17 protein-coding genes and 1 pseudogene are annotated in these 25,730 nt (G+C 41.9%); 5 read left to right on the top strand and 13 right to left on the bottom strand.

Going from position 1 to position 25,730, the window contains the following annotated elements:
- Positions 1–284, top strand: a pseudogene (locus tag BWD47_RS20190) (IS4 family transposase); the annotation flags it as partial.
- A 42-nt stretch (positions 285–326) separates the two neighbouring features.
- Here BWD47_RS20190 and fba read toward each other — a convergent pair.
- The 8 genes from fba to BWD47_RS13085 all read right to left on the bottom strand — a co-directional run bounded on the left by fba (position 327) and on the right by BWD47_RS13085 (position 9,413).
- Positions 327–1,391: a class II fructose-bisphosphate aldolase gene (gene fba / locus BWD47_RS13120; RefSeq protein ID WP_036970746.1), complete on the bottom strand. Its 1,065-nt coding sequence runs from the start codon at positions 1,389–1,391 to the stop codon at positions 327–329.
- Positions 1,392–1,584: 193 nt separating this feature from the next.
- A complete protein-coding gene (locus tag BWD47_RS13115) occupies positions 1,585–2,760 on the bottom strand; it encodes a phosphoglycerate kinase (protein ID WP_036970748.1) in 1,176 nt (391 codons plus the stop codon).
- 41 nt (positions 2,761–2,801) lie between these two features.
- Positions 2,802–3,818 (bottom strand): erythrose-4-phosphate dehydrogenase, encoded by a 1,017-nt coding sequence (gene epd, locus BWD47_RS13110; RefSeq protein ID WP_036970750.1) that lies wholly within the window; start codon positions 3,816–3,818, stop codon positions 2,802–2,804.
- A gap of 499 nt (positions 3,819–4,317) precedes the next feature.
- Positions 4,318–4,779, bottom strand: coding sequence for an isoprenylcysteine carboxylmethyltransferase family protein (locus BWD47_RS13105; protein ID WP_075594107.1), 462 nt, complete (start codon positions 4,777–4,779; stop codon positions 4,318–4,320).
- A 43-nt stretch (positions 4,780–4,822) separates the two neighbouring features.
- Positions 4,823–5,446, bottom strand: a complete 624-nt coding sequence (locus tag BWD47_RS13100; RefSeq protein WP_036970755.1) for a 3'-5' exonuclease — start codon at positions 5,444–5,446, stop codon at positions 4,823–4,825.
- 9 nt (positions 5,447–5,455) lie between these two features.
- Positions 5,456–7,294: a DUF294 nucleotidyltransferase-like domain-containing protein gene (locus tag BWD47_RS13095; protein ID WP_075594106.1), complete on the bottom strand. Its 1,839-nt coding sequence runs from the start codon at positions 7,292–7,294 to the stop codon at positions 5,456–5,458.
- Between the two features lie 120 nt (positions 7,295–7,414).
- The gene (locus BWD47_RS13090) at positions 7,415–9,139 is read right to left on the bottom strand and encodes a sodium:solute symporter family protein (protein WP_036970761.1); all 1,725 of its coding nucleotides are present in this window, start codon (positions 9,137–9,139) and stop codon (positions 7,415–7,417) included.
- Positions 9,140–9,149: 10 nt separating this feature from the next.
- Positions 9,150–9,413 carry a DUF4212 domain-containing protein gene (locus BWD47_RS13085; RefSeq protein ID WP_036970763.1) on the bottom strand — a complete coding sequence of 88 codons (264 nt, stop codon included), beginning with the start codon at positions 9,411–9,413 and terminating at the stop codon, positions 9,150–9,152.
- A gap of 385 nt (positions 9,414–9,798) precedes the next feature.
- Between BWD47_RS13085 and BWD47_RS13080 the strand changes: the two genes are divergently transcribed.
- Positions 9,799–13,239 (top strand): PAS-domain containing protein, encoded by a 3,441-nt coding sequence (locus BWD47_RS13080; protein WP_075594105.1) that lies wholly within the window; start codon positions 9,799–9,801, stop codon positions 13,237–13,239.
- 12 nt (positions 13,240–13,251) lie between these two features.
- Here BWD47_RS13080 and BWD47_RS13075 read toward each other — a convergent pair whose 3' ends face one another.
- Positions 13,252–15,894, bottom strand: coding sequence for a DUF2339 domain-containing protein (locus BWD47_RS13075; RefSeq protein ID WP_075594104.1), 2,643 nt, complete (start codon positions 15,892–15,894; stop codon positions 13,252–13,254).
- Between the two features lie 459 nt (positions 15,895–16,353).
- Between BWD47_RS13075 and purU the strand changes: the two genes are divergently transcribed.
- Positions 16,354–17,184, top strand: coding sequence for a formyltetrahydrofolate deformylase (gene purU, locus BWD47_RS13070; RefSeq protein ID WP_075594103.1), 831 nt, complete (start codon positions 16,354–16,356; stop codon positions 17,182–17,184).
- Positions 17,185–17,235: 51 nt separating this feature from the next.
- On the opposite strand, the gene BWD47_RS13065 is transcribed toward purU, so the two are convergent.
- Positions 17,236–17,886 carry a response regulator transcription factor gene (locus BWD47_RS13065; RefSeq protein WP_036970789.1) on the bottom strand — a complete coding sequence of 217 codons (651 nt, stop codon included), beginning with the start codon at positions 17,884–17,886 and terminating at the stop codon, positions 17,236–17,238.
- Positions 17,887–17,982: 96 nt separating this feature from the next.
- Complete coding sequence (acs, locus tag BWD47_RS13060) at positions 17,983–19,923, bottom strand: acetate--CoA ligase (RefSeq protein ID WP_075594102.1); 1,941 nt, start codon at positions 19,921–19,923, stop codon at positions 17,983–17,985.
- Between the two features lie 271 nt (positions 19,924–20,194).
- Here acs and BWD47_RS13055 point away from each other — a divergent pair, with 271 nt between their 5' ends.
- A complete protein-coding gene (locus BWD47_RS13055) occupies positions 20,195–21,364 on the top strand; it encodes a DcaP family trimeric outer membrane transporter (RefSeq protein WP_036970793.1) in 1,170 nt (389 codons plus the stop codon).
- 138 nt (positions 21,365–21,502) lie between these two features.
- Positions 21,503–23,626 carry a TonB-dependent siderophore receptor gene (locus BWD47_RS13050; protein WP_036970794.1) on the top strand — a complete coding sequence of 708 codons (2,124 nt, stop codon included), beginning with the start codon at positions 21,503–21,505 and terminating at the stop codon, positions 23,624–23,626.
- 496 nt (positions 23,627–24,122) lie between these two features.
- Here BWD47_RS13050 and recA read toward each other — a convergent pair whose 3' ends face one another.
- Both recA and BWD47_RS13040 read right to left on the bottom strand, forming a co-directional pair.
- On the bottom strand, positions 24,123–25,169 hold the full coding sequence (gene recA, locus BWD47_RS13045; RefSeq protein WP_036970796.1) for a recombinase RecA: 1,047 nt from the start codon (positions 25,167–25,169) through the stop codon (positions 24,123–24,125).
- A gap of 58 nt (positions 25,170–25,227) precedes the next feature.
- Positions 25,228–25,725 carry a CinA family protein gene (locus tag BWD47_RS13040; RefSeq protein ID WP_036970798.1) on the bottom strand — a complete coding sequence of 166 codons (498 nt, stop codon included), beginning with the start codon at positions 25,723–25,725 and terminating at the stop codon, positions 25,228–25,230.
- Between the last annotated feature and the right edge of the window lie 5 nt (positions 25,726–25,730).

Raw genomic sequence — 25,730 nt, 5'->3', positions numbered from 1 at the left:
CTTACAACTTAATACGTATAATCATGCTTGATGCAACTAAAGAAGAAGATATCTTGCCTACTCAATTAAGCTTTAGCCAATCTATGCGGCAGGTAATCGCTTTCTTCATGTTTACGCCAATACATAGTGCAAGTAAGTTACCTGTTCATTATGATGAGTTACTGAAAACACTTAGGTTGTTTATCTTACCCGATAGGCTACCAGACAGGCATTATCCAAGGGTGATAAGAAGGAAACCAAATAAGTATCCTTACAAAAGAAAATGCCAGTCAGCTCTTAACTGACTGGCATTAGCCATTAAAGCCGGTTTTTTATATTAATATCAATTACTTGATTTTAGGATCAAGTTCACCTGATAAGTATTTCAGGTGCATATCATCTAATGAGATAGGTTTGATCTTACCTGCTTGACCTGCTGTGCCAAATGCTTCGTAGCGAGCAACACAAATTTCTGTCATCGCTTTCGTTGCTTCAGCTAAATATTTACGCGGATCGAAATTCGCAGGGTTTAGTGCAAGATGACGACGAATGGCACCTGTTGATGCTAAACGTAAATCGGTATCGATATTCACTTTACGCACGCCATACTTGATACCTTCGATGATCTGCTCAACTGGCACACCATAAGTTTCAGGGATCTCACCACCGTATTGGTTAATTACTTCTAACCATTCTTGCGGCACTGAAGACGAACCATGCATAACTAAGTGTGTGTTAGGAATACGCGCGTGAATTTCTTTGATGCGATCAATCGCTAAAATATCGTCTGTTGGTGGACGCGTGAACTTGTATGCACCATGTGATGTACCACACGCAATTGCCAGTGCATCAACGTGAGTTTTACGAACGAAGTCAGCCGCTTCTTCAGGATCTGTTAGCATTTGATCTGTTGTAAGCTTGCCTTCTGCGCCTACGCCATCTTCTTCACCCGCTTCACCAGTTTCAAGAGAACCGAGTACACCTAGCTCGCCTTCAACTGATACGCCACACGCGTGCGCCATTTCAACTGTTTGACGAGTAACTTCTACGTTGTACTCATAGCTTGAAGGTGTTTTACCATCAGACATCAATGAACCATCCATCATGACTGATGAAAAGCCTAATTGAATAGAACGTTGACACACACCAGGTGACGTACCGTGGTCTTGGTGCATAACGACAGGGATATGTGGCCATTCTTCAACAGCTGCTAAAATCATATGACGAATAAAAGGGGCACCAGCATATGCACGTGCGCCAGCTGAGCCTTGTACGATTACTGGGCTGTTAGTTTTGTCAGCTGCTTCCATAATTGCACGCATTTGCTCTTGGTTATTAACGTTAAACGCTGGTACGCCATAACCATGTTCAGCTGCATGATCAAGAAGTTGTCGCATACTGATTAAAGCCATTTGGTATTCTCCAAATTGTATCGACAGTAGTTTCCTACCATCTAGTTTGAACGGATAAATTATTTTTTGATGCATCACTGCATCACGAGAAGCCATCGCTTACCGCAAAAACTGTCTATAAAATAAGGGTGAGAGGTATTTTATAAACAGCCAAACCAGCGTAATTAAATAACCACGCTGGTGTTCGTACTAATTACTTAGCACGCTCTTCTAGCATAGCAACTGCTGGTAATTTTTTCCCTTCTAAAAATTCAAGGAAAGCACCACCACCTGTTGAAATGTAAGACACTTTATCGGCAATGCCGTATTTATCAATCGCAGCAAGCGTATCACCGCCGCCCGCAATTGAGAATGCGCTTGAATTTGCGATAGCTTCAGCAATCGCACGCGTGCCATTACCAAATTGGTCAAATTCAAATACGCCAACTGGACCATTCCACACAACCGTGCCTGCTTTTGCAATAATATCTGCAAGCTGTTTCGCTGTATCTGGACCAATATCGAAAATCATATCTTCATCGGTTACTTCATTCACATCTTTCAATGTCGCAACAGCCGATTCTGAGAACTCATTACCAACAACAACATCAGTTGGCACTGGAATTTCACCATTATTTGCTTTTGCAGCGGCACTTAATTTATTTGCTTCGTCAATTAAGTCAGCTTCAAATAAAGACTTGCCTACAGGGTGACCAGCTGCTGCGATGAAAGTATTTGCAATACCACCACCCGTAACAAGTTGATCAACCACTGTTGATAGTGAATCAAGTACAGTTAACTTAGTCGACACTTTAGAGCCACCAACGATAGCCACTAAAGGACGCGCAGGGTTATCAAGCGCTTTACCCAAAGCGTCTAGCTCTGCGGCTAAAAGTGGGCCTGCACACGCTACATCGGCAAATAAACCAACACCGTGCGTTGATGCTTGTGCACGGTGAGCCGTACCAAATGCATCCATCACGTAAACATCACATAATGCAGCTAGCTTTTTAGATAATGCTTCATCATTTTTCTTTTCACCTACGTTAAAACGTACGTTTTCAAAAACAACCACTTCATTATCTGCCACGTCAACGCCATCAAGGTAATCTTTCTCAAGACGAACCGTTTGCTCAAGCGCATCATTTAAATAATTAACGACAGGGGCGAGTGAAAACGCTTCATCATATTCCCCTTCCGTAGGGCGGCCAAGGTGTGACATCACCATTACTTTTGCGCCTTTTTCTAACGCTAATTTAATAGTAGGTAATGCTGCACGAATACGTGCATCAGAGGTCACTTTACCTTCTTTTACAGGCACATTTAAATCTTCACGAATTAACACGCGTTTGCCGTTTAAATCTAAATCTGCCATTTTAATGACCGACATGGACTTCTCCTTTGTTAACGATACTAAATTATAGTTATAAGTTATTGGCTTACTGCCATCATCGCACGCGCTGTATCGAGCATACGATTCGCAAATCCCCACTCATTATCGCACCACACTAACAACTTTATCAGTCGTTTATGACTAACACGTGTCTGAGTGCCATCTATGATACAAGAATGTGAGTCATGATTAAAATCTACCGACACCAGCGGCTCTTCAGTGTAACTTAAAATCCCTTCAAGGCGATCTTTTGCTGCTAACTTAAGTGCTTGATTAACGTCGGCTAAATCAACATCAGTGTTTACTGTGACGCTTAAGTCCATCGCGGTGACGTTAATTGTCGGTACACGCACGGCAATGGCTTCAAAGCGGCCATGAAACTTAGGTAAAATACGTTCGATACCACGGGCAAGTTTTGTATCCACAGGAATAATAGACTGGCTTGCCGCACGGGTACGACGTAAATCGTGATGATAAGCGTCGATCACTTGTTGATCATGCATCGAGGCATGAATTGTCGTGATTGCCCCAGATTCAATAGAAAATGCATCATCTAATACTTTAATCACAGGCACAATACAGTTAGTTGTACATGAGCCATTAGAAACAATTGTATGCGCTGCTTTTAATTCATCGTCGTTGATACCATACACAATGGTTGCATCAACGTCGGCATCTGCAGGTTGCGAAAAAAGTACTTTTTTAGCCCCTGCATTTAAATGTAACTTAGCATGTTCACGCGAGTGATAAACACCCGTGCATTCAAGTACAACATCGACATCAAGGGTTTGCCAGGGCAATTCTGCCGGATTCTCTTCGGCAAATAGCGCAATAGAGTCACCTGCGACTGTTAGCGTATCTTCACCTAAATTAACAGGAAACGAAAAACGACCGTGGGATGTATCGTACTTAAGGAGATGGGCAATGCCCTTAGGGTCAGCTAATTCGTTAATAGCGACAATTTTGATTTGATCTTCAAGCCCTGATTCATAAAGGGCTCGGACAATATTACGCCCAATACGACCAAAACCATTGATTGCAAGTTTGATTGCCATGAAGAAGAAAATCCACTCTATTTGCTTGCAGATAAAGACAGCTGCCTTTTAGATGACGGTATTGTAATCGACCTTACACTTTTTTATAAGAGGGCAAGCTAAAATAAAGTGGTTTTAGGTGTTTTAGATGACGCTGGTTTTGGTAATCGACCTTACACTTTTTTATAAGAGGGTGCGCTTAAATAAAGTGGTTTTAGGTGTTTTAGATGACCCTGGTTTTGGTAATCGACCTTACACTTTTTTATAAGAGGGTGCGCTTAAATAAAGTGGTTTTAGGTGTTTTAGATGACGCTGGTTTTGGTAATCGACCTTACACTTTTTTATAAAAGGGCAAGATAAAATAAAGTGGTTTTAGGTGTTTTAGATGACCCTGGTTTTGGTAATCGACCTTACTCTTTTTTATAAGAGGGAGCACTTAAATAAAGTGGTGTAAAGTCGTGGTGGCGATAATTGAAAAATACAGTCTTCAGCAGTCCCTAGTCTTATTCAGCTTTAATTGTTATATCCATCGACGAACTGCTTTTTTATATTCACTATATTCATGCCCAAACTTTTGCTGCATGTACCTCTCTTCAGGCACTATTTGAAATCGATTCATGTAAAGGACAAACACCACAGGCAGCATAATATTTACGATATTTCCCAAATAAATACCCCACCCAATTAAAATAAGTAAAAAACCGACATACATCGGGTTTCGACTAACTTTATAGACTCCATGAGTAACAAGGCTTGCCGACTGCTCAGGCAATCTCGGATCGACCGTCGTGCCAGCAGAGTGAAACTCATAAACACCCAATAAAGAGAAAGCGACCCCAATTAACGCGATGATCACTGCCACAGGTAACAAAACGGCAAGCGTCATACTAAAAGGTGCCAACACGTCAGCTAACACCCACATTATGGCAGCGAATATCACGACTTGAATAATTGGCGGCACTGTTAATTCTAATTTATCCATACCAATTCCGTTTGTTGTCTAACTTAGCGATGAGCATAACACATTACAGCAACTCCCCCACTTTTAAGGCTTTACCCCGACTGATTTGATGGCACTGCGCTAAAAAAAGCTCGGCGGTGGCCATGGCATCGGTTAAAGCATGGTGAGAGCTGTAATGAGGTAAGCCATAGCGTTTACGGCACTCGCTTAATGTTAGGTCATCGTGGCCTATTTCATGGCCTTGCTGATGGAGACGCTTTTTTTCAATAACGAACGTATCAAGAATTAACCGCGCTTTAGCTTCTAAGCCTAGTTTACGGCACGCTTGTTTTAAAAACCCCCAATCAAGCGTCGCGTTATGAAAAACTAAAATACAGTCATCAACGTGTTGGTGAAGCTTAGCAAGAATTGCTTCAAGGCTTTCACCGCTATCGATATCTTGCTTGGCAATGCCGTGATAAATAGGGCTTTGCTCTAGGCTCTGTACGTCTTTATTAATTATGTGCTGTGCCCCACTCATTTTAATGCACTGGTCTTCTATCATCACCCATGCCACCGAGACAATTTCATGTTGGCGGGGATCAAGCCCCGTTAGTTCCATATCTATCACAACGTAACGTTCTTTATAGGCATCAGCTGCCAATAATTGTTTGCGAGCCATATAACGACTGAGCCAACGTTTAACCATCAGTTATCCTCATAAGCTGCCACGCGCAAACTTAAAAGCGGCGGCTTGCTGAGCTTGTTTAACTAAATAAAAGGCTTCTTTTAATTGATGGCGTTCTAAAGAATTCAAGGTATTGGGGTTAATACAATTGCTCGGTAAGCCTTCTTCATTTATTTGTGTGCGTAAGCGCAGCTGCGTTAAGAAACGCCAACAATCTTTTAAGTTATAAACATCGTCTTTATTAAGTAAAGAATACTTCAGCAGTGCATCCAAACGCTCTTGGGTATTCGCCCGCTGAATACCCGCTTTGAGTGAATACAAACGCACTATATCGTTAATAATCACCACGCCGCGTTTTTTTAAATCTAGGTACTTGTGCTGTTTCGCATCTTTTTCTAATTTAAATTGGTTAAATAACCCAATGGGCACATGAGTATTTTTAATATCACTCGCCATAGCAGCATAAAATAAATCATTTTTAGAGATACGTTTTAATTGCTCATAAAAACGCGTGTACAGCGACATTGAGCCCTCAATAAAGCGTAAATCAAAGTAGATTTTACAATTTAACATGGCTTCTGGAGTCGGCGATGTGATCCATTTATAAAAGCGGTCACACCACTCACTGATGCCCATTCGACACTGTGCATTACTGGCCATAATGTTACCTGGACAACGTTTAATACCGCATTCAACCAACTGCTCACACACAAACTCCCCCATGCGTTTAAAGTAGTCTTGCTGCTCTGTTGTTAAATCATCAGGTAAAAGTAAACCATTATCTTGGTCAGAATGCAGGGTTTGCTCTTCACGGGCTTGTGAGCCAAAACAAATAAAACTAAAGTGACTGGGGGCAGCGCCGTTATCTTCTTGAAATAAATGAATTAAGCGCGAAGTTAACGCATCGGTTAAACCACTTAATAACTTACCGATAAGCGATATATCATCAATATTATTCGAAAAGCCTTTTAATAAGCTGGGGATCTCTTGCGAATAGCGCTTTAAATCAACCACAGAGTGGGCTTTATATATGCGTCCAATTAATTGCACTGGGTCGCTTTTTTGCTGACGCAGTAAATCAGTACTGGTCAACATGCCTAAGGGCTTATGATATTCATCGAGCACAGGTAAATGATGAATATTGTGTTTGAGCATTAAGTGCAGCGCTGAGAACACCCGATTATTCTCAAAAATAAACTTTGGCTTACAAGTCATAATCGTGCTCACAGACTCGTGTGGGTCAACCTCATCAGCAAGCACGCGATTACGAAGATCTCGGTCTGTAACCACCCCTACTAAGCGCTCGTTCTCAGTCAACATTATTGATGAAACACCCTGCTGCTTCATTTTTTTGGCTGTTTGGCGAATACTCGCATCAGGCGAAAGAGTTACCGCTTTGCGGTTCATTAACTCTGCTATTTTCTTCTCAGACCAACTGTCGTTTTGACTCTTATAATGCGATGACAACAAACGATTCTTATGAGCACGGACAAAGTATTGCTCAAACACTTTGTACTCGCGGCGTAAATAATCAAAAGACGCTTGGTCCAGCATATAAACAATGCCTTCTTTTTGCACCGAGAGACTATTTTGAATAGCCTCCCCCGTTAGCAAAGAGGGAAAGCCAAAATAATCCCCTGCAGAGAGCTTCGTGATCACATCCCCTTTTGCATCGACTAAGTCATAATCTCCTGAGCGAATTAGAAATAATCTCGGATTGTCAGAGCATAACCATTTATTTTGGTTTTCTCGTGTGAGGTAAATAATATCGAGGTGATTAACAAAATACTCGCTTGCCGCCGAATCGAGCTGATTAAACGGTGTTTGATTAATTACAAATTGGGCGACTTCCTGTTGCTCTGCATTCATAGCTATTCTCGAAATTAAGTGAGGCTAATAACTACACTACCCCTGTTTTAAAAAAATAAAAAGCCCGACTTAAGTCGGGCTTTGGGTTTATCAAAAGTGTGTTCTTTTAGTACCGGTTTGTTAGTGCGCGTGCGCTGCACTTGACCCTTTAGGGTTACGAATGCCTTCCACCATTTCTTGAATTTCAACAGGTGTTTCAGCTGTTAGTTTAAGTACGATACCTGCTACTGCAAAGTTAATAATCATACCCACTAAACCAATCCCCTCAGGTGAAATACCAAATAACCAGTTAGCTGGGCCATTTAATTCAGGGCTAACAAACTTGAAGTAAATAATGTACGCCGCGGTGAATGTAATACCTGTAACCATACCTGCGATCGCACCTTCTTTGTTCATCTTCTTAGAGAAGATACCCATGATAATCGCCGGGAAGAAACTTGCAGCCGCTAAACCGAATGCAAATGCCACCACCGACGCCACAAATCCAGGCGGGTTAATACCAAAGTACGCTGAGATAACAATGGCGACCATCGCAGCAAGTCGCGCTGCAAGTAGTTCTTGCTTATCACTAATATCTGGTTTCAAGGTACGTTTTAACAAGTCATGCGATACCGAGGTCGAAATAACCAATAACAAACCCGCGGTGGTTGACAGTGCTGCCGCAATACCACCTGCTGCAACAAGGGCTACTACCCATGCTGGTAAGTCGGCAATCTCTGGGTTAGCAAGTACCATGATGTCGCGGTCAACATTCACTTCGTTGGCGCTATTTGGATCATCAATCTTGCCAGCTGAGTAGAACATTTTGCCATCACCGTTTTTATCGTTAAAAGTGATTAGGCCTGTTCTTTCCCAATTTTTAACCCATGCAGGTGCTTCAGCATACTCTGTACCGTTACCATCTTTACCGTTAATAGTATCAATCATGTTTACACGTGCAAACGACGCAACAGCAGGTGCAGTTGTATAAACGATAGCAATAAATACTAATGTCCATGCCGCAGAGATACGCGTGTCTTTAACACGTGGAACCGTGAAGAAACGTACGATAACATGAGGTAGACCCGCAGTACCCACCATAAGCGCACCCGTGATTGCGAATACATCGATCATACTCTTAGAGCCTTCGGTGTACTGCGCAAAACCGAGTTCGGTACTCAGTCCATCTAATTTATCAAGCACGTACTGGCCAGAACCATCTGCAAGCGTGGCACCAAAACCAGTTTGTGGGAAAAAGTGACCTGTCATCATCATTGAAATGAAGATTGCTGGAACAAGGTAAGCAAATACCAGTACGCAGTATTGCGCAACTTGCGTGTAAGTAATGCCCTTCATGCCGCCAAGAACAGCATAGAAGAATACAATCACCATACCAATGTAAACACCGGTCTCAATATCCACTTCTAAGAAGCGAGAGAATACAACACCAACACCCCGCATTTGACCCGCGATGTACGTGAAACAGATAAAGATTGCACATAAAATTGCAACCACACGTGCTGTTTGTGAGTAATAACGGTCACCAATGAAATCAGGGACGGTGAACTTACCAAACTTACGTAAGTAAGGTGCTAAACACAGCGCCAGTAATACGTAACCACCTGTCCAGCCCATGAGGTAAACACCCCCATCGTAACCCGCAAACGAGATAATACCCGCCATTGAGATAAACGATGCTGCACTCATCCAGTCAGCTGCTGTTGCCATACCATTTGCAAGAGGAGGAACGCCACCACCTGCAACATAGAATTCATTAGTAGACCCTGCACGAGCCCAAATTGCGATGCCGATATAAAGCGCGAAGCTTAAACCGACGATAATAAACGTGAGTGTTTGAACATCCATTGCTTAGCTCCTATTCGTCTACGCCATATTTTTTATCTAACGTATTCATTTTGAAAACGTACACAAAAATCAAAGCTACAAAGGTGTAAATTGCGCCTTGCTGGGAGAACCAGAAGCCGAGTTTAAACCCAAAAAAACGTACTTCATTCAGTACATCTACCAATAAAATGCCAAAACCAAATGAAACGATAAACCACACTGCTAACAGTTTAAATAGCAGCGAAATGTTTTCCGCCCAGTAAGCTTTTGCTTGTTCTTCATCTTTAAAAGCCATTTTTATCCCCTTATGCATCACTTAAAAGTAATGAGTGGTATTAGTTGTCATTAACTAAGTTAGCAACGGTTCGGCATTATGGAATTGAGACCATAGTCGTAACAGTCAGTTTACGTTTACGTAAACTGTAAAGCACCTTTTATTAATCAATGGTAAAAAACCATATTTAACAACAAGTTAACCTACAAATATAAATGAGAGAAATAACCAAAATAGTAAAAACGAATGATCTGCGACATTAGTCTAATAAAAAGGCCAAAATAAAATTAAGCATTAAATATCATAAACTTGTAAAAATTGATTTTTAACAAATCAAAATCAACACATCGAAATCAGCTTTAATTCTGGTAAGGTAGTGGTATTACAATAATGACTGAATTTGAACATGACTGCTGCGCTTATTTTTGTTGCTCTTGCCTACATTGGTGTATTGTTTTGGTTAGCAAACTGGGGGGATAAAACCACGCCTCTGGCTAAACGCATTAGCCACCACCCTTTTGTGTATTCGTTTTCATTAGGGATTTACTGTACATCGTGGACTTACTATGGCTCAGTCGGTACTGCCGCCACCAGCAGTTGGAATTACCTTCCTATTTTAATTGGTCCTGCGCTGTTATTTTTCTTTGGCCAAGGCTTTTTACGAAAACTGGTACTTGTTAGTAAAAAACAAAATATTACGACCATTGCCGATTTTATTTCTGCTCGGTATGGAAAAAGACAAACAACAGCAATCATGGTCACAGTTATTGCACTGTTGGCGACCATTCCTTATATCGCGCTGCAATTAAAAGCCCTTAGTAGTAGCTTTTTATTATTACAAAACGACAACCGTATCTCAGGGTCAATGTTAGCGCTGTCAGCAACACTAATTATGGCCATGTTTGCAATATTTTTTGGGACCCGTAAGGTCGATGTTACTGAATATCGCTCTGGGTTAATGCTGGCTGTTGCGTTCGAATCGATGGTGAAACTATTAGCTTTAGCTGCAGTGGCTGGGCTTGCCTTATACACGTTATTTAACTTAAACACCGTACAAAGCGAGCAGTTAACTGGGTCACTGTGGCAGCACTGGCATAATTTTGACTTTTTTAGCTTTAATTTTATCGGTCAATCGTTAATGGCCGCGGCGGCAATAATCTGTTTACCAAGACAATTCCATGTAACCGTTGTTGATAACCAAGATAAACGCCATCTTTATACCGCCCGCTGGGCTTTTCCGCTTTATTTATTGCTTACCGCTGCAATGATTTTTCCTATTGCCACAGCAGCAATCCACCCTGGTATCGGCAGTGGTTTTTCACCCGACAGCTTTGTGTTAGCCCTGCCTTTAATGCACGAAAATGCATTTTTAACCACCTTTGTATTTATCGGTGGATTATCGGCAGCCACCGCGATGATTGTCGTCGCGACACTCACACTCAGTACTATGATCTCAAATGATGTGGTGTTGCCATTAATGTTGCGTCGCAAATTTAAACGTAACCTCATCACCAGTAGCTACAAATCACAAATATTACTGGTGAGACGTTTTACTATTGCCGGTATTCTGATCCTGTCTTATTTTTATCAACAATGGTTTGGTCATGGCAAAGCCCTCGCCAGTATGGGCTTAGTTGCATTTTCGCTTGTATCTCAACTACTCCCTGCCATTGTCGGTGGCTTATATTGGCGTAAAGGTCATGCTTACGGGGTATATGCAGGGTTACTTGCAGGCTTTATTTGTTGGGTGTTATTCCTCATGTTACCGATTTTAGATGCCGGTAATAGCCTAAATGCAGAACTACAACAAACCCTTATTACGCGAGGAACACTCATTGCGTTGTTTGCCAATATTGGTTGCTATATTAGTTTCTCGTTAGGGGCTGATGAGCGTTTAATTGATAAAATTCAAGCGGCTGCATTTGTTAATCCTAAAGAACAAGCGGTGTTTGCACGACGTTTAAATAAAAATGTAAAGGCCACTGTGTACGACTTTAAAGTACTGCTACAGACCTTTTTAGGTATTCAACGCAGTCAGCAAGTACTGGCGCATTTTGCTTTAACGCACAAGCTAGATGATAATAATGCCCACCCTACCCCTGAATTTATCGCCTATTGCGAACGCGCTTTAACGGGTGTACTGGGCGCGTCATCGGCGCAAGCGCTTATTCATACTGTCGCTTCTGGTAAACGAATGGCCTTTGAAGAGGTGGTAAACTTCTTTGACGAAACAACACAAGCTCTGCAATTTAATCAAAACTTATTATTCACATCACTTGAGAACCTCAGCCATGGTATTTCAGTTGTCGACAAAGAACTCAATTTAGTCGCGTGGAACAAGCGTTATGCCGAAATGTTTAACTACCCTGAAGGGTTCTTAGAAGTGGGTCAAGCCATTGAAGAAGTGATTCGCTACAACGCCGAACGCGGTGAATGCGGCCCCGGTGAAATAGAACGACACGTAGAAAAACGTGTACAACACCTTAAAAATGGCAGTCCACATCACTTTATTCGTCATCGCCGAAATGGCCAAGTGTTTGAAATGATAGGTAACCCATTACCAGATGGCGGCTTTGTGACCAGCTTCTCTGATATTACAGCGCATATCGAAACACAAAATGCCCTTGAAGAAGTGAATATGGATCTTGAAAATCGGATTGAAGCACGCACGCAAGAAATCCGAACAATCAATAGAGATCTACAAGCACAAATAGACAGCCGAGTACAAACTGAGCAAGCACTTACTTTAGCTAAAAAAGAGGCCGAGCAAGCTAACGACAGTAAAACCCGATTTTTAGCACTCGCAAGTCACGACATACTTCAACCGCTAAATGCTGCCCGCCTGTACTTGGCGGCAATTGATGATAAGACGCTTTCAAGTAACAATTTAAATAACTTTGAAAAACTGGGGGCAAGCCTCGATTCAACTGTCCACTTAATGTCGGCACTGCTTGAAATAGCCAAGTTAGAACAAGGCGCAATGACCCCAACACCTCGCCACTTTAGCATTGATGACATTTTAGCCCCGTTGAAAAATGAATACGCCATCATGTCGAGCGAAAAAGGCCTTAAACTTAAAGTGCGATCAACCGGTGTTATTGTACATAGCGATATCACTTACTTACGTCGTATTGTTCAAAATCTTGTTTCAAATGCTGTTAAATACACTAATAGCGGCCAAGTTTTGATTGCGTGTCGCAAACGAAAACATCATTTAAGAATCGAGGTATGGGATACCGGCCCTGGCATTTCAGAGCTAGAACAAGCGAAAATCTTTAATGACTTTTACCGCATTGAAGCGGGCGATAATAAAGGTGTTGGCCTAGGTCTTGGGGTTGTAAAAAGAATGGTCGACCTTTTGTCTTTGCGTCTCGATGTAAGCTCAACACCCGGCAAAGGAAGTCGCTTTAGTATTGAAGTGCCCTACGGAGACAGTCAATTTATACAACAAAAAGAGACACCGAAAAAAGGCGTTGAGAATCGTACAGCCATGAATATTGTGGCTGTTGATGATGACCCCGAAAACCTGCATGCAATGGCAAGTTTATTACAAAAATGGCAAGCAAATTATAAGCTATTTGAAAATGTCGACACCGTACTTGCGTATGCCAAAGAACATCGCGCCCCCGACGTGATTCTAATGGATTATCAGCTTGGCCATGATTGCGACGGCATTACCTTAATAAAAACACTTCGAGAGATTTGGCAAAGTCCTGTTCCTGCCATTTTAATTACCGCAGTGCGTGACGAAGCCCTAAAACAGCAAACCAAAGCCGATAATATTCACTACTTGAGCAAACCAGTGAAACCGGCAAAATTAAAAGCGCTGCTTAATCACAGCACTTAAATGCCCCCATTATTAAGGCAAAGCAACGGGCTTTGCCTTAAACTTTTGAAATAACCAGCTCAGTGCCACTAAAGATAATCCCAGTCCTATAAACGAGACGGCTCTTAACAGCCCTGTTAAATTTGCCATATCAATCAAAAATACCTTTAATACCACCAGCGCTAATAAACCAAGCCCTAGCTTTTGCACCGTAGCCAATGACTTTAAATGACCCATCACTACCACTAAAGCACCTATGATCAACCACACTAATGAATAGCTATAAAGCTCAGCATCTGAGGTAGGCTGCGCTAAGTTAATAAACTCACCTTGCCAGTTATGGCGTATTTCTGCATTAATATACAGTGCGGTGAAAGCACCCGCTAAAATATGAAATGGCTTCAGTAAACGGGAATTAATAGACCTAGTTAATTGACCTGCCCATACACATATTAATGCCGGCACTAACCACACAAGTAGTAACCAGTTAAAAACAGGCATTTGACCAATGCGTATCTGTGCAAAGAAAGGATTTAACTCCATGAATAAAGTAGCAGCGAGTAACCCTGCAAGTGTCAGTAATCCTAACCCCGCTAGTTGGTAAAGTTTTACCATTTGCTGCGTATACCGAGCACGCAGTAAATATACACACCCTAATACCCCCCAATTACACGTAAGCAAGATGTGCTCGTACACTGACAGGTTATTAAAATCAGGATAATGCCCAACCAATTGATAACTGGTCTCTGTGGTAACAAATAAAGCAATACAGTGTAAGCCTGCGCCTTCTAACCAAACCCTCAATGGCTGCTGTTGCCAAAACCTTGCAGCCCAATAAAATAACCCAGCACACAAAGGATAGACAACAATACTCCAATGAACGCCAAGCAATACTGCATCACTGTAACTTGGTGTCCAAGGTGCTAAGCTTAAGCGTACCAACAAACACGCTATTAACGCTTTTAATGGCCACATTGGTAAACGCAGTGCATGCTTATTAATATAAAAGCTAATTAATACAACCTGCATAGCTAATGCAAGCGTCAAACTACTTCCTTCAAGCAACATTGTGAGCGCTAAGCTAATGTTGCCATTGCCACCTAACCAAAAACAAAAAACCTGTAAGGACTGCTTGTTACGCACCGCTAATTTAAATAACAGTGCACTGACCCCCAATAACACCGTACACCAGAGCGGATAAGCATCTGTAAGCGCATTATTTGGCGTAATAGCATACAAGCAACCAATAATCACAAAGCTCGACAGCGAAGCTATCAGCGAGAATCCTAACCGCTGTGGATATTTGCGTGCGAACAGCAAACCATAACTAATAAACAGCGCGATAAAAAACAGCCCGACTCCGTAGTTTTGCCTAAACACAAAAAGCTGCTCGTTAAAATCAACGCTATTACGCTGGCTAATTAATAACAGCACAACACAGCCAACTGCAATCGCTAACCAACTATCCCACGCGCTGTTTTTAAGCACTAAAAACAACAGCACACTGACCATTAACAGACTACTAAGTTGCCAAGTGAGTAACGCATTATTGCTAAACATCAAAAAACCAAGCGGCGCTAAAATCGCTATAAGCAATGGATTATCGGGTAGTTGCTTAAGCTGCTTTATGAAACGCTGAGGGCGGTGTTCTATTTGAATAAACTTAAGACCCAAACGCACAATCGCAATCAGTAGCAAGATACTGAACACAGCGTATACGTTAATAAACCACAGAATATTATGTGAAGCGCTTACTGCCACTAACCAATACCAACCAAGGTGTCCAGTCCAGAGCAAATACCAAAGCCACTGACGTTTCACATAATGAGCCACCAAAGAGGCCGAAACACTCACAAAGCCAACATAGGTCAACAAACCAACAAAGTCGTTACTCCCTGTATTCACCCAGACCGGCACACTGTAAGCACCAATAATACCAATAGCCGCAAGCAGAGGACCAAAGCGCAATGCCATCCAACTGGCAGCCAACGACACCAGTGTCAAAATAGCGAAGGCAGGCAAAGGCGCTAATAATGCATAGTGGGTATAAGCCAGTAATGTTAAAGCAAAACAACTGATAAAGCCGCCACTGGCAAGCGCTGCCGGTATATAGTTATTAAAGCCTTCAAACACTATTCCTTTACGATGCAAGTACTCTGCTGCCACAATTAAACTTACCCCAAAAACAGCGCCTAAAGTTAATCGCATCGTTTCTGACAAGAGCCCTGCTTCTAGCGAATAACGGGCTAAAAAGATTCCGCCAAAAGCAAGTGCAATAGCCCCAACCCACGTCAGCCAATTAGTTTTAAACACTGTAATAAGGGACGTGATAAACTCAAACGCAGCGGCTTTCCCTAGGGTAAGCATTGGCTCATGAGACGACCCCTGAGGCTGCCTTGCTGCAGAGAGCATTGGCTCAACGTGCAACGAATCAATCGTTGCTGTTATTGTTGAATGCGAAGCTGTGTTTGTTGATTGTGATGAGGTTCTTGGTACATGCTGTTGAAATTCAGTATCCGTTTGCGGCTTATCGGGCCTTGGCTCAGCAAGCTTCTCTCTTAAAAACGTGACTTCTTTTTTTAAAACAGACAGCTGAAATAAAGCAATTATTCCTGCAACAGAACCGCCGAATACCACTAAAACAAGCAATATTAATAACGCAATACCTTCATCCATACCCAATCCTTGTCTCTGCTTTAACAACATAAAAGCGTTCATTGTTTATACAATAAACACTTAGTAAGAGTAAAGCGATGGTCGTTTCGCGTATTTTTCTATTAGCGAGGGTCAGCTCCCATTCGCTCAAACATCATTTTATAGTTTAAGTTATACCATCATGCTCTATCTTCGCTATTTTCGCCCTTACCGAGTTACGTTGCTTAAAAACGACGCTCTGTCGGCTATGTTCACGTATCACATAAGATACGTGCACTTCATTCACAACTACCTGTTGTTGGCTCATCGGGTTAAACCTCAACACCATTGCATGTAATATCAACAGTTTCAGCGCTTTGACTGTTATAAAGCCAGACTAGTCTGTTTAAAATTAATTATTAGATAGTCGAAATTGCGCTATGCAGCGCTAAAAAATTAGCAAATAATAACGTTCACACAAATGGGATTAGAATGAGGACTATGAACACGATTTTAACAACACAATGCGATGATGATGTGGGTCTAATTGCCAAGATCACCGGTCTTTGTCATCAACATAATTTGAATATTACCCGTAATAACGAATTTGTAGACAAAGATGCCCAACGCTTTTTCATGCGCACCGAATTAAGCGGGGTTATTTCAGATGACTTTTTACCAAGTCTTGCTGAGCTACTTCCTGATGGCGCAGAGCTTGCGCTGCACAGCAGTGAAAAAACCAAAGTGGTATTGCTTGCCACCAAAGAAGCACATTGTTTAGGGGGAGTATTACTTAAGCAATTCGAAAAAGCCTTAAACATCGAAGTACTGGCCGTGATTGCCAACTATGCAGATTTAGCGCCACTGGCTGCAGGCTTTGGCGTGCCGTTTCATGTAGTATCGCACGAAGGTTTAAGCCGTGCTGAGCATGACCAAAAAGTGGGTGATTTAATTGCCAGCTACCAGCCTGATATTATCGGCCTTGCCAAATACATGCGTATTTTAAACCCTGAGTTTGTGGCGCGCTTTGAAGGTAAAATTATTAATATTCACCATTCATTTTTACCTGCCTTTATTGGTGCAAAACCCTACCACCAAGCCTTTGAACGTGGGGTAAAAATCATTGGTGCAACCGCTCATTTTGTTAATAACGAACTCGATGAAGGGCCAATTATTTTGCAAGATGTGACGCATGTTAGTCATGCGGATACCGCAGAGATGATGGCAAAAATGGGTAAAGATGTTGAAAAAACAGTATTTTGCAAAGCCTTACAGTTGGCCTCTGAACATAAACTGTTTATAAACGGTAATCGAACCGTGGTGTTTGCTTAAGTAATGAATGAAGAGGCTGCTCGCCTCTTTATTATTTTTATTATCTAATGACTAGTTCGATTCAATAGGATCAAGTTGAAGTTTTGAGGCAATAAGCACGGCTTGAGTACGGTTGTATACGCCAAGTTTTCTGAAAATGGCCGTAATATGTGCTTTTACTGTCGCTTCAGAGATATGTAACTCATAAGCGATTTGCTTATTTAACAAACCTTCATGCAGGTACTGCAGCACTTTGTATTGTTGTGGGGTTAGTGATGCCACCTGAGCTGCAATTTCTTTGTCTTCGCCATCAACGGCTGCTACTTTATCTTTAAGCTCTGCTGGTAACCACACATCGCCTTCTAGAATATGATTAATCGCCATTGCGATATCATCCGATGATGATGATTTAGGAATAAATCCCATCGCACCGTATCCCATTACTTTCGACACAATATTTATGTCTTCACTCCCCGACACAACTGCAATCGGTAAGCTTGGGTAATCTTCGCGAATACGAATAAGGCCGTATAAATCGCCATTTCCTGGCATGTGAAGGTCTAGTAGTAAGATATCAAGATCTTCTTGTTCGCTTAGCACTTGCAATGTGGTATCGAAGTTTTCCGATTCAAATACTTCCAAATCCGTAAACTTAGTACTCAATGCCCCTTTCAGCGCTTCACGAAATAACGGATGATCATCCGCTATTAAAAACTGACTCATGGTTCACTCCTAATAAATTCGGCTGACACCTATTTCTAAGTGACAGCCGATATACTACGTTTAGAATCAACTTCTAATCAAGTTTTTAACGCGTTTTTAACGATTTAATCTATTCTCGATTAGCTCATCAACCACACTCGGATCGGCCAGTGTTGAAGTATCACCTAACTGTTGATGCTCATTAGCGGCAATTTTACGTAAAATTCGACGCATAATCTTACCTGAACGTGTTTTTGGTAAACCTGGCGACCATTGAATCATATCTGGTGATGCAATAGGACTTAGCTCTTTACGAACCCAGTTACGCACTTCTGCGGTTAATTCATCGCTCACTGTGACGCCTTCATTTGGCGTGATATACACGTAAATACCTTGGCCTTTGATGTCGTGCGGGTAACCCACCACGGCAGCCTCAGCAACGGCTTCATGAGCAACTAAGGCACTTTCAATCTCAGCCGTACCTAAGCGGTGGCCCGATACATTCAGTACGTCATCAACACGCCCAGTGATCCAATAATAACCATCTTCATCACGGCGACAACCATCCCCCGTGAAATAAACACCAGGGTAAGCAGAGAAGTAAGTTTGTTCAAAACGCTCATGGTCACCATACACTGTACGAGCTTGTGAAGGCCAGCTATCTAAAATAACCAAGTTACCGTCAACCGCACCTTCAAGTGTATTGCCTTCTGCATCATAAAGCGCAGGTGCAATACCAAAGAATGGACGAGTTGCAGAACCAGGCTTCATGTCTGTTGCACCCGGCAATGGTGTGATCATGATGCCACCCGTTTCTGTTTGCCACCAAGTATCAACAATTGGGCAATTCTCATTACCGATATGCTCGTAGTACCATGCCCATGCTTCAGGGTTAATAGGTTCACCCACAGAGCCCATAATACGCAGACTTGTGCGTTTTGATGTCGCTGTTGGCTCATCACCTTTTGCCATCAACGCGCGAATAGCGGTTGGTGCAGTGTAAAGAATAGTGACATTGTGTTTGTCGATTACTTCACCCATACGACCTGCAGTTGGGTAAGTGGGTACACCTTCAAATACCACTTGTGTACAGCCGTTAACTAATGGGCCATACGCAATATAACTGTGACCCGTGATCCAACCAACATCAGCACTGCACCAGAAAATATCGTCTTCTTTTAAATCAAATACATATTCATGGGTCATTGATGCGTAAACAAGGTAACCACCCGTAGTGTGAACAACACCCTTAGGCTGACCAGTAGAGCCCGATGTATAAAGAATGAAAAGTGGATCTTCAGCATTCATTGGCTCTGGTTCACAATCTGCCGGTAAATCTGCCACTAAATCATGCCACCATACGTCGTGACTGTTCCACTCTATTTCACCGCCAGTTAACTGGTGAACAATCACATGCTCAACTGTGGTTACTGAATCTTGTGATACCGCTTCATCAACATTTGCTTTTAATGGCACGCAGTTACCAGCGCGACGACCTTCATCAGATGTGATCACGACTTTTGCACCTGAGTCATTAATACGGTCAGCGATTGCTGATGGAGAAAAACCACCAAACACAACAGAGTGAATCGCGCCAATACGAGCACACGCTTGCATGGCATATACAGCCTGCGGAGTCATTGGCATATAAATCGCTACGCGGTCACCTTTTGCAACACCCAGCTTTTTAAGACCATTTGCTAATTTTGCAACTTCATCGTGCAATTGTTGGTAGGTAATATTTTCGCTTTGCTCTGGGTTGTCTCCTTCCCAGATAAGGGCTGTTTTGTTTGCTTTAGCAGCGAGATGACGGTCGATACAGTTATATGAGGCATTAAGTTGGCCATCTTCAAACCAACGAATATTGATATGGCCTTTGTCAAATGATGTGTTTTTAACTTTAGTATAAGGAGTTGACCAATCAAGACGCTTACCATGCTCTCGCCAAAATCCTTCAGGGTCATCGATAGATTGCTTGTACAGTGTATTATATTTATCGTTATCAACTAATGCGGCATTCTTGATATGCGCGGGAACTGGATAGATACTTTGTGACATTGTTGTCGTCTCCATTTTAATTACTTGCCTTCGGCCTGCTTCAAGGATCACTCAGCAACGCCCCTTAAAGTATTAGACCTTAGTTGTATATCTCGCCAAATAGCTAAAAACTTCGTAATAGCCACCTATAATCTACTCCAATATATTGATGTAAGCGATTTATCGCTATGTAACACCTTAGTCTAATAGACCAATAGATAATTGAGAGAAGTCATTTCTTAAACAACAGTGATACAACAACACACAAATAGCTTCAACAGGAATAGACATTATGACAACAACAAAAATAACCGCTTTAAAGACCCTCACGGCATCGGCCGTGTTATGCGCACTAACAGGCACTGCAAGTGCTGCCACTTTAGGTAATACCGATATCACTTATGGCGGTTATGTAAAGCTAGATGCGATGTGGAGTGACTATTCATCAGGTGTTCCAGATGGTACCAGCATTGGTCGTGATTTTTATGTACCGAGTACAACTCCCGTGGGACCTGACGTTGACAGCGATGCAGTCTTTGATATGCATGCCCGCCAATCGCGTTTTAATTTTGGCACTGCAACAAAGTTAGACAATGGTAAAACTGTTAACACTAAAATCGAAATTGACTTTTTAGCATCCGCGCCGGGTGGAAATGAACGTGTTACCAACTCCTATGCTCCGCGTATTCGCCAAGCTTTTATCACGTATGATGGCTGGTTATTTGGTCAAGCGTGGTCAAACTTTCAAAACGTAGGCGCACTGCCAGAAACGCTAGACTTCGTAGGCCCTGCAGAAGGGACCGTTTTTGCCCGCCAATCACAAATTCGTTACTCAACGGGCAACTGGTCGTTCTCTGTTGAAAACCCAGAAAGTACAATTACGACCCAAGGTGGCGCACGCGTTGCAACGGATGATGCATCTTTACCTGATTTTACCGCGCGTTATGCTCATAAAGCAGACTGGGGTGAATTAGTCTTTACAGGTTTAGCGCGTCAACTAACCTATAAAAAGAATGGCGTCGATGCAGACGAAACATCCTTTGGTATTAGTGCATCGGGTAAAGTTAATTTTGGTCAAAACAACCTCAAATTCATGCTGACACAAGGTTCAGGCTTAGGTCGATATGTTGGTTTAAACGTAGCGCACGGTGCAGTACTTAATGGTGATGAACTAGATGCCATCGACTCAACTTCAGGCTTCATTGGTTATCAACAACACTGGAATAGTCAGTGGCGTTCAACTTTCCTTTATTCATTTTTCTCAGCTGATAACAACACAGATCTGTTAGCTATTTCGGGTGATCCGACTAAAACAAGTCAAAGCTACAGCGCGAATATTTTATACTCGCCAGTAAAGAAACTCACATTTGGTGTTGAACTGAAACATGCTGAACGAGAATTAGAAAGTGGCGCTGATGGTGATATGGACCGCCTTCAATTTTCTGCAAAATACGTTTTTTAAGTATAAAAATAGTTTTACTTCCTGAGCGGCTCCGGCCGCTTTTTTTATTAAAGCCCAAAAAAGCAAATTGCAAATCATTTTCATTTAGATTAAATTACGCATTAATTTAAATCATCATTGAACTATTTGGAAATTTGCATGTCATCAACTAAATTTTTGCGCTTGTCACAATTAAGCATAGTGACTTCAGCTCTTCTTAGTGGCTACGCTTTAGCAGAACAACCAAAAGAAGAACCTGCGATCGAAAAAATTGCTGTCTACGGTCAACATCACAAAAACTATATTACCGAACAAGCTCAATCAGCGACCAAATTGGGCTTAACCATAAAAGAAACACCTCAGTCTATCTCTGTTGTTTCTCGTGCGTTGATGGATGACTTCTCACTTGATGATTTAAACTCAGTACTTGAAAGCACCCCGGGTGTGACTGTTGAGCAAATTGAAACCGATCGCACCTACTTTAAAGCTCGCGGCTTTGAAATTACCAACTTTCAAGTTAATGGCATGGGTTTACCCCAAGATAATGGCTCTATTCAAGGCACACTTGATACCTCTATATACGATAGTGTCGAAATTGTTCGTGGTGCTAATGGCTTAATGACTGGTGCTGGTAATCCATCGGCAACGGTCAACATGGTATTAAAACGCCCAACATATCAAACACAGGTCAATGCATCAGTGTCATATGGCTCATGGGATAATAAACGTCTTGAACTTGACGCATCAACGGCTATCAACGATAACCACGCAGTGCGTGCCGTATTTACAAAGCATAAAACAGACTCTTATCTTGATCGCTACGAGCAAGATAAAACAATTTATTACTTAGCATATGAAGGCCAACTGACTAACAGCACAGTCGTAACAGCTAACTATGTTAAACAAAATAAAGACGCAGACAGCCCTCTTTGGGGGGCGTTACCACTTTATTATAGCGATGGTACTGCGACTAACTTCGATGTATCAACTAGCACTGCATCCGATTGGTCATACTGGAACAACACCACCGAGCAGTTATTTTTATCCATTGAGCAAGCAATCACTAATACTTGGTTTTTAAAAGCCAGCTATGCACACTTAGAAAATGAGCAAGACTCTGAGCTTTTCTATGTTTATGGCACGCCTGATAGAGAAACAGGTTTAGGCTTAACAGGTTACGCAAGTGAATACGATCATAAAGATAAGCACGACATTTTAGATATCTATGCAACGGGTAAATTTAATTTATTTGGTATGGAGCATGACCTATCGTTTGGTGTTAACCAAGCAGACATGGATTATAATGATAAATCTCTTTATGACCGCACCACAGGCAATGGTTTCCCTAAAATGCCTGAACTGGGTGGTTGGGACGGAGTTGCACCAATTCCAACACTCACTGATGGTTTAACAGGAGCAGATCTGACTAGCCGTCAACGTTCAGCTTATATTTCAACACGCATTAGAGCCACCGATTCACTTAGCTTCTTAGCAGGTGTCAGCCAAGTAAATTGGGAAACTGAAGGTGAGTCATACGGGAAAGCGAAAGATAAAGACAGCGATCAAACCGTGCCCTACTACGGTGTTGTTTATGATATCAACGAGCGCTTTTCAACTTATGCAAGCTACACAGAAACATTTGTGCCGCAAACTGAGCGTGACATAAATGGTGACTATCTCAACCCTATTACTGGTAAAAGTAGTGAAGTGGGTTTAAAAGCACAATTACTTGATGACAACCTGTTTGTCACTGTTGCCTACTTTGATGCAGAGCAAGTGGGTCTTGCTGTAGCAGTACCAGGATCCTTACCGGATGATACACGCTACTATGGCGCAGACGGCATTAATAGCGATGGTTTTGAACTAGAACTTAGCGGTCAAATCAATGAAACATTGAGTGCAAGTTTTAGCTATAGCAACTTAAACATCGATGGTGATGAGCTGGTAAAAGACTACACGCCAGAAAATCAATTTAAACTTGCGCTAACTCACAAAGTGCCTGAAGTTGATGGCTTAACCTTTGGCCTAAATTACCAATGGCAAGACGATACGCAGCGCGTACAGGTCCGCGATGCTGATACTAATGCACCGCAAATAACCACTCAGCAAGATGCCTATGGTTTATTAAGCTTAATGGCCACTTACGATATTAACGACAATGTTAGTGTTAACTTAAATATTAATAACGTCACCAACGAAAAGTACCTTCATAGCCTATTCTGGGCACAAGGTTACTATGGTGCGCCACGTAGCTATGCTGTTTCATTCAACTGGCAGCTTTAATGAGTGCCAAGTTTGAAACGATAAGCTCTAAACGTTAAGAATTTAAAAGCCGCACACTGTGCGGCTTTTATGTATCGACTCGTTGCAGCTGGTTTATCCCGCGTTGACAGATTGAATCCCTTATATCCCCTTACCTTAATCCCTAAAATTTCTCACTTATAGCATTCCGCTTAATTAAGTGGTCTATTTTGAGGCAATAAAACCGCGTTGATAACAAGGCAAAAATTTAGTTATTCTAAATCAGAAATTTTTAACGTAGGTAGCGACTGGTTTAATCACTCAAAATGATTAAGTATTTTTGCAAAATGGTATTAATTAAGTGAACTGGTATAGGCCCGTCCCTGTAAAATAGCCGCTACAGCCAGCGCAACTTTTCACCTATAAAAACGGTTCAGTGCGACTATTATTCACCCATAAAAAAACCGCTAACTAAGTAGCGGTCTTTTTGTGTTAAGGGCGGGTCAAATCACGCTTAACGATACACTGTAAAGGTGTTTTATAGCTCGTCTTCAGCTATCAGGCCAACATCTACACCGTCTTCAGGCTTAATAGTTGCTTGAAGTAATAGCATTTCACGTAACTTACCTTCAATCTCATCTGCGATCTCTGGGTTGTCTTTTAAGAACTTAATTGAATTTGCTTTACCTTGGCCTACTTTATTACCGTTGTAGCTATACCAAGCACCTGACTTTTCAACAATCTTATGTTTAACACCTAAGTCAATTAATTCACCGTGTTTAGAGATACCTTCACCATACATAATGATGAACTCAGCTTGTTTAAACGGCGGTGCAACTTTGTTTTTAACAATTTTAACGCGGGTTTCGTTACCCACAACTTCATCACCCTCTTTCACCGAACCAATACGACGAATATCAATACGTACCGATGCGTAGAATTTAAGTGCGTTACCACCTGTTGTTGTTTCTGGGTTACCAAACATAACACCTATTTTCATACGGATTTGGTTGATGAAAATACACAAGGTGTTCGAGCGCTTAATATTACCCGTTAATTTACGAAGGGCTTGCGACATTAAACGAGCTTGAAGACCCATGTGTGAGTCACCCATGTCGCCTTCAATTTCAGCCTTTGGTGTTAATGCAGCAACCGAGTCAACAATAACCACGTCAACCGCACTTGAACGAACAAGCATGTCACAGATTTCTAATGCTTGCTCACCAGTATCAGGCTGAGAAACAAGTAACTCATCAATGTTTACACCTAGCTTTTGTGCGTATACAGGATCGAGAGCATGCTCAGCATCAACGAATGCACACGTTTTGCCTTGCTTCTGAGCTTCAGCGATAACTTGTAGCGTTAGCGTTGTTTTACCTGATGATTCAGGGCCGTATACTTCAACGATACGTCCTGCTGGTAAACCACCTATACCTAATGCAATATCAATCCCCAGTGAACCTGTTGAGATAGCTTCAATATCAAGGGCTTTGTTGTCGCCCAATTTCATAATTGAACCTTTACCAAATTGACGTTCAATTTGTGATAAAGCAGCGTCCAACGCTTTTTGTTTGTTATCGTTCATTCTGTTCTCCAAATCCGGCTAATGCAGACAGTATACTGTATGAAATCACAGTATCAAGCTAATTTTCTGATTTTATTATCTCGATAACTTTTTCTATTGAATAAACAATAGCTTGAGCTCTAACACTGGCTCTATCACCGGTAAAAACATGTTTGCTTGGGTAATTTTTTCCTGCAAAATGCACGCAAAACCACACCAAACCAACCGGTTTATCCCGGGTTGCCCCACCGGGGCCCGCAATACCCGAAATAGCAATCGCAATATCAGCCTTTGCAGCCTTCGCAGCACCTGACGCCATTTCTAAAACAGTTTGCTCACTGACAGCGCCAAAGTTCTGTAAAGTCTCGTTACTCACACCAATTAATTCATGCTTTGCTTGGTTGCTGTATGTAACAAAAGCACGGTCAATATAATGAGAACTTCCTGGTGTATCTGTTAGCGCATAACTCACGCCCCCACCCGTGCACGATTCAGCGGTAGTGATCCATAAGCGTTTATCCGTTAAAATAGCTCCTAATTTCGCAGCAAGTGTTTTAATCTCTTGATGTAATTCCATATTCA

Origin of the sequence: Pseudoalteromonas sp. PAB 2.2, assembly GCF_001938575.1 — a bacterium.
In the GTDB taxonomy this organism is placed as follows: Bacteria; Pseudomonadota; Gammaproteobacteria; order Enterobacterales; family Alteromonadaceae; genus Pseudoalteromonas; species Pseudoalteromonas lipolytica.
This window is presented reverse-complemented; position numbering and strand designations above follow the sequence as displayed.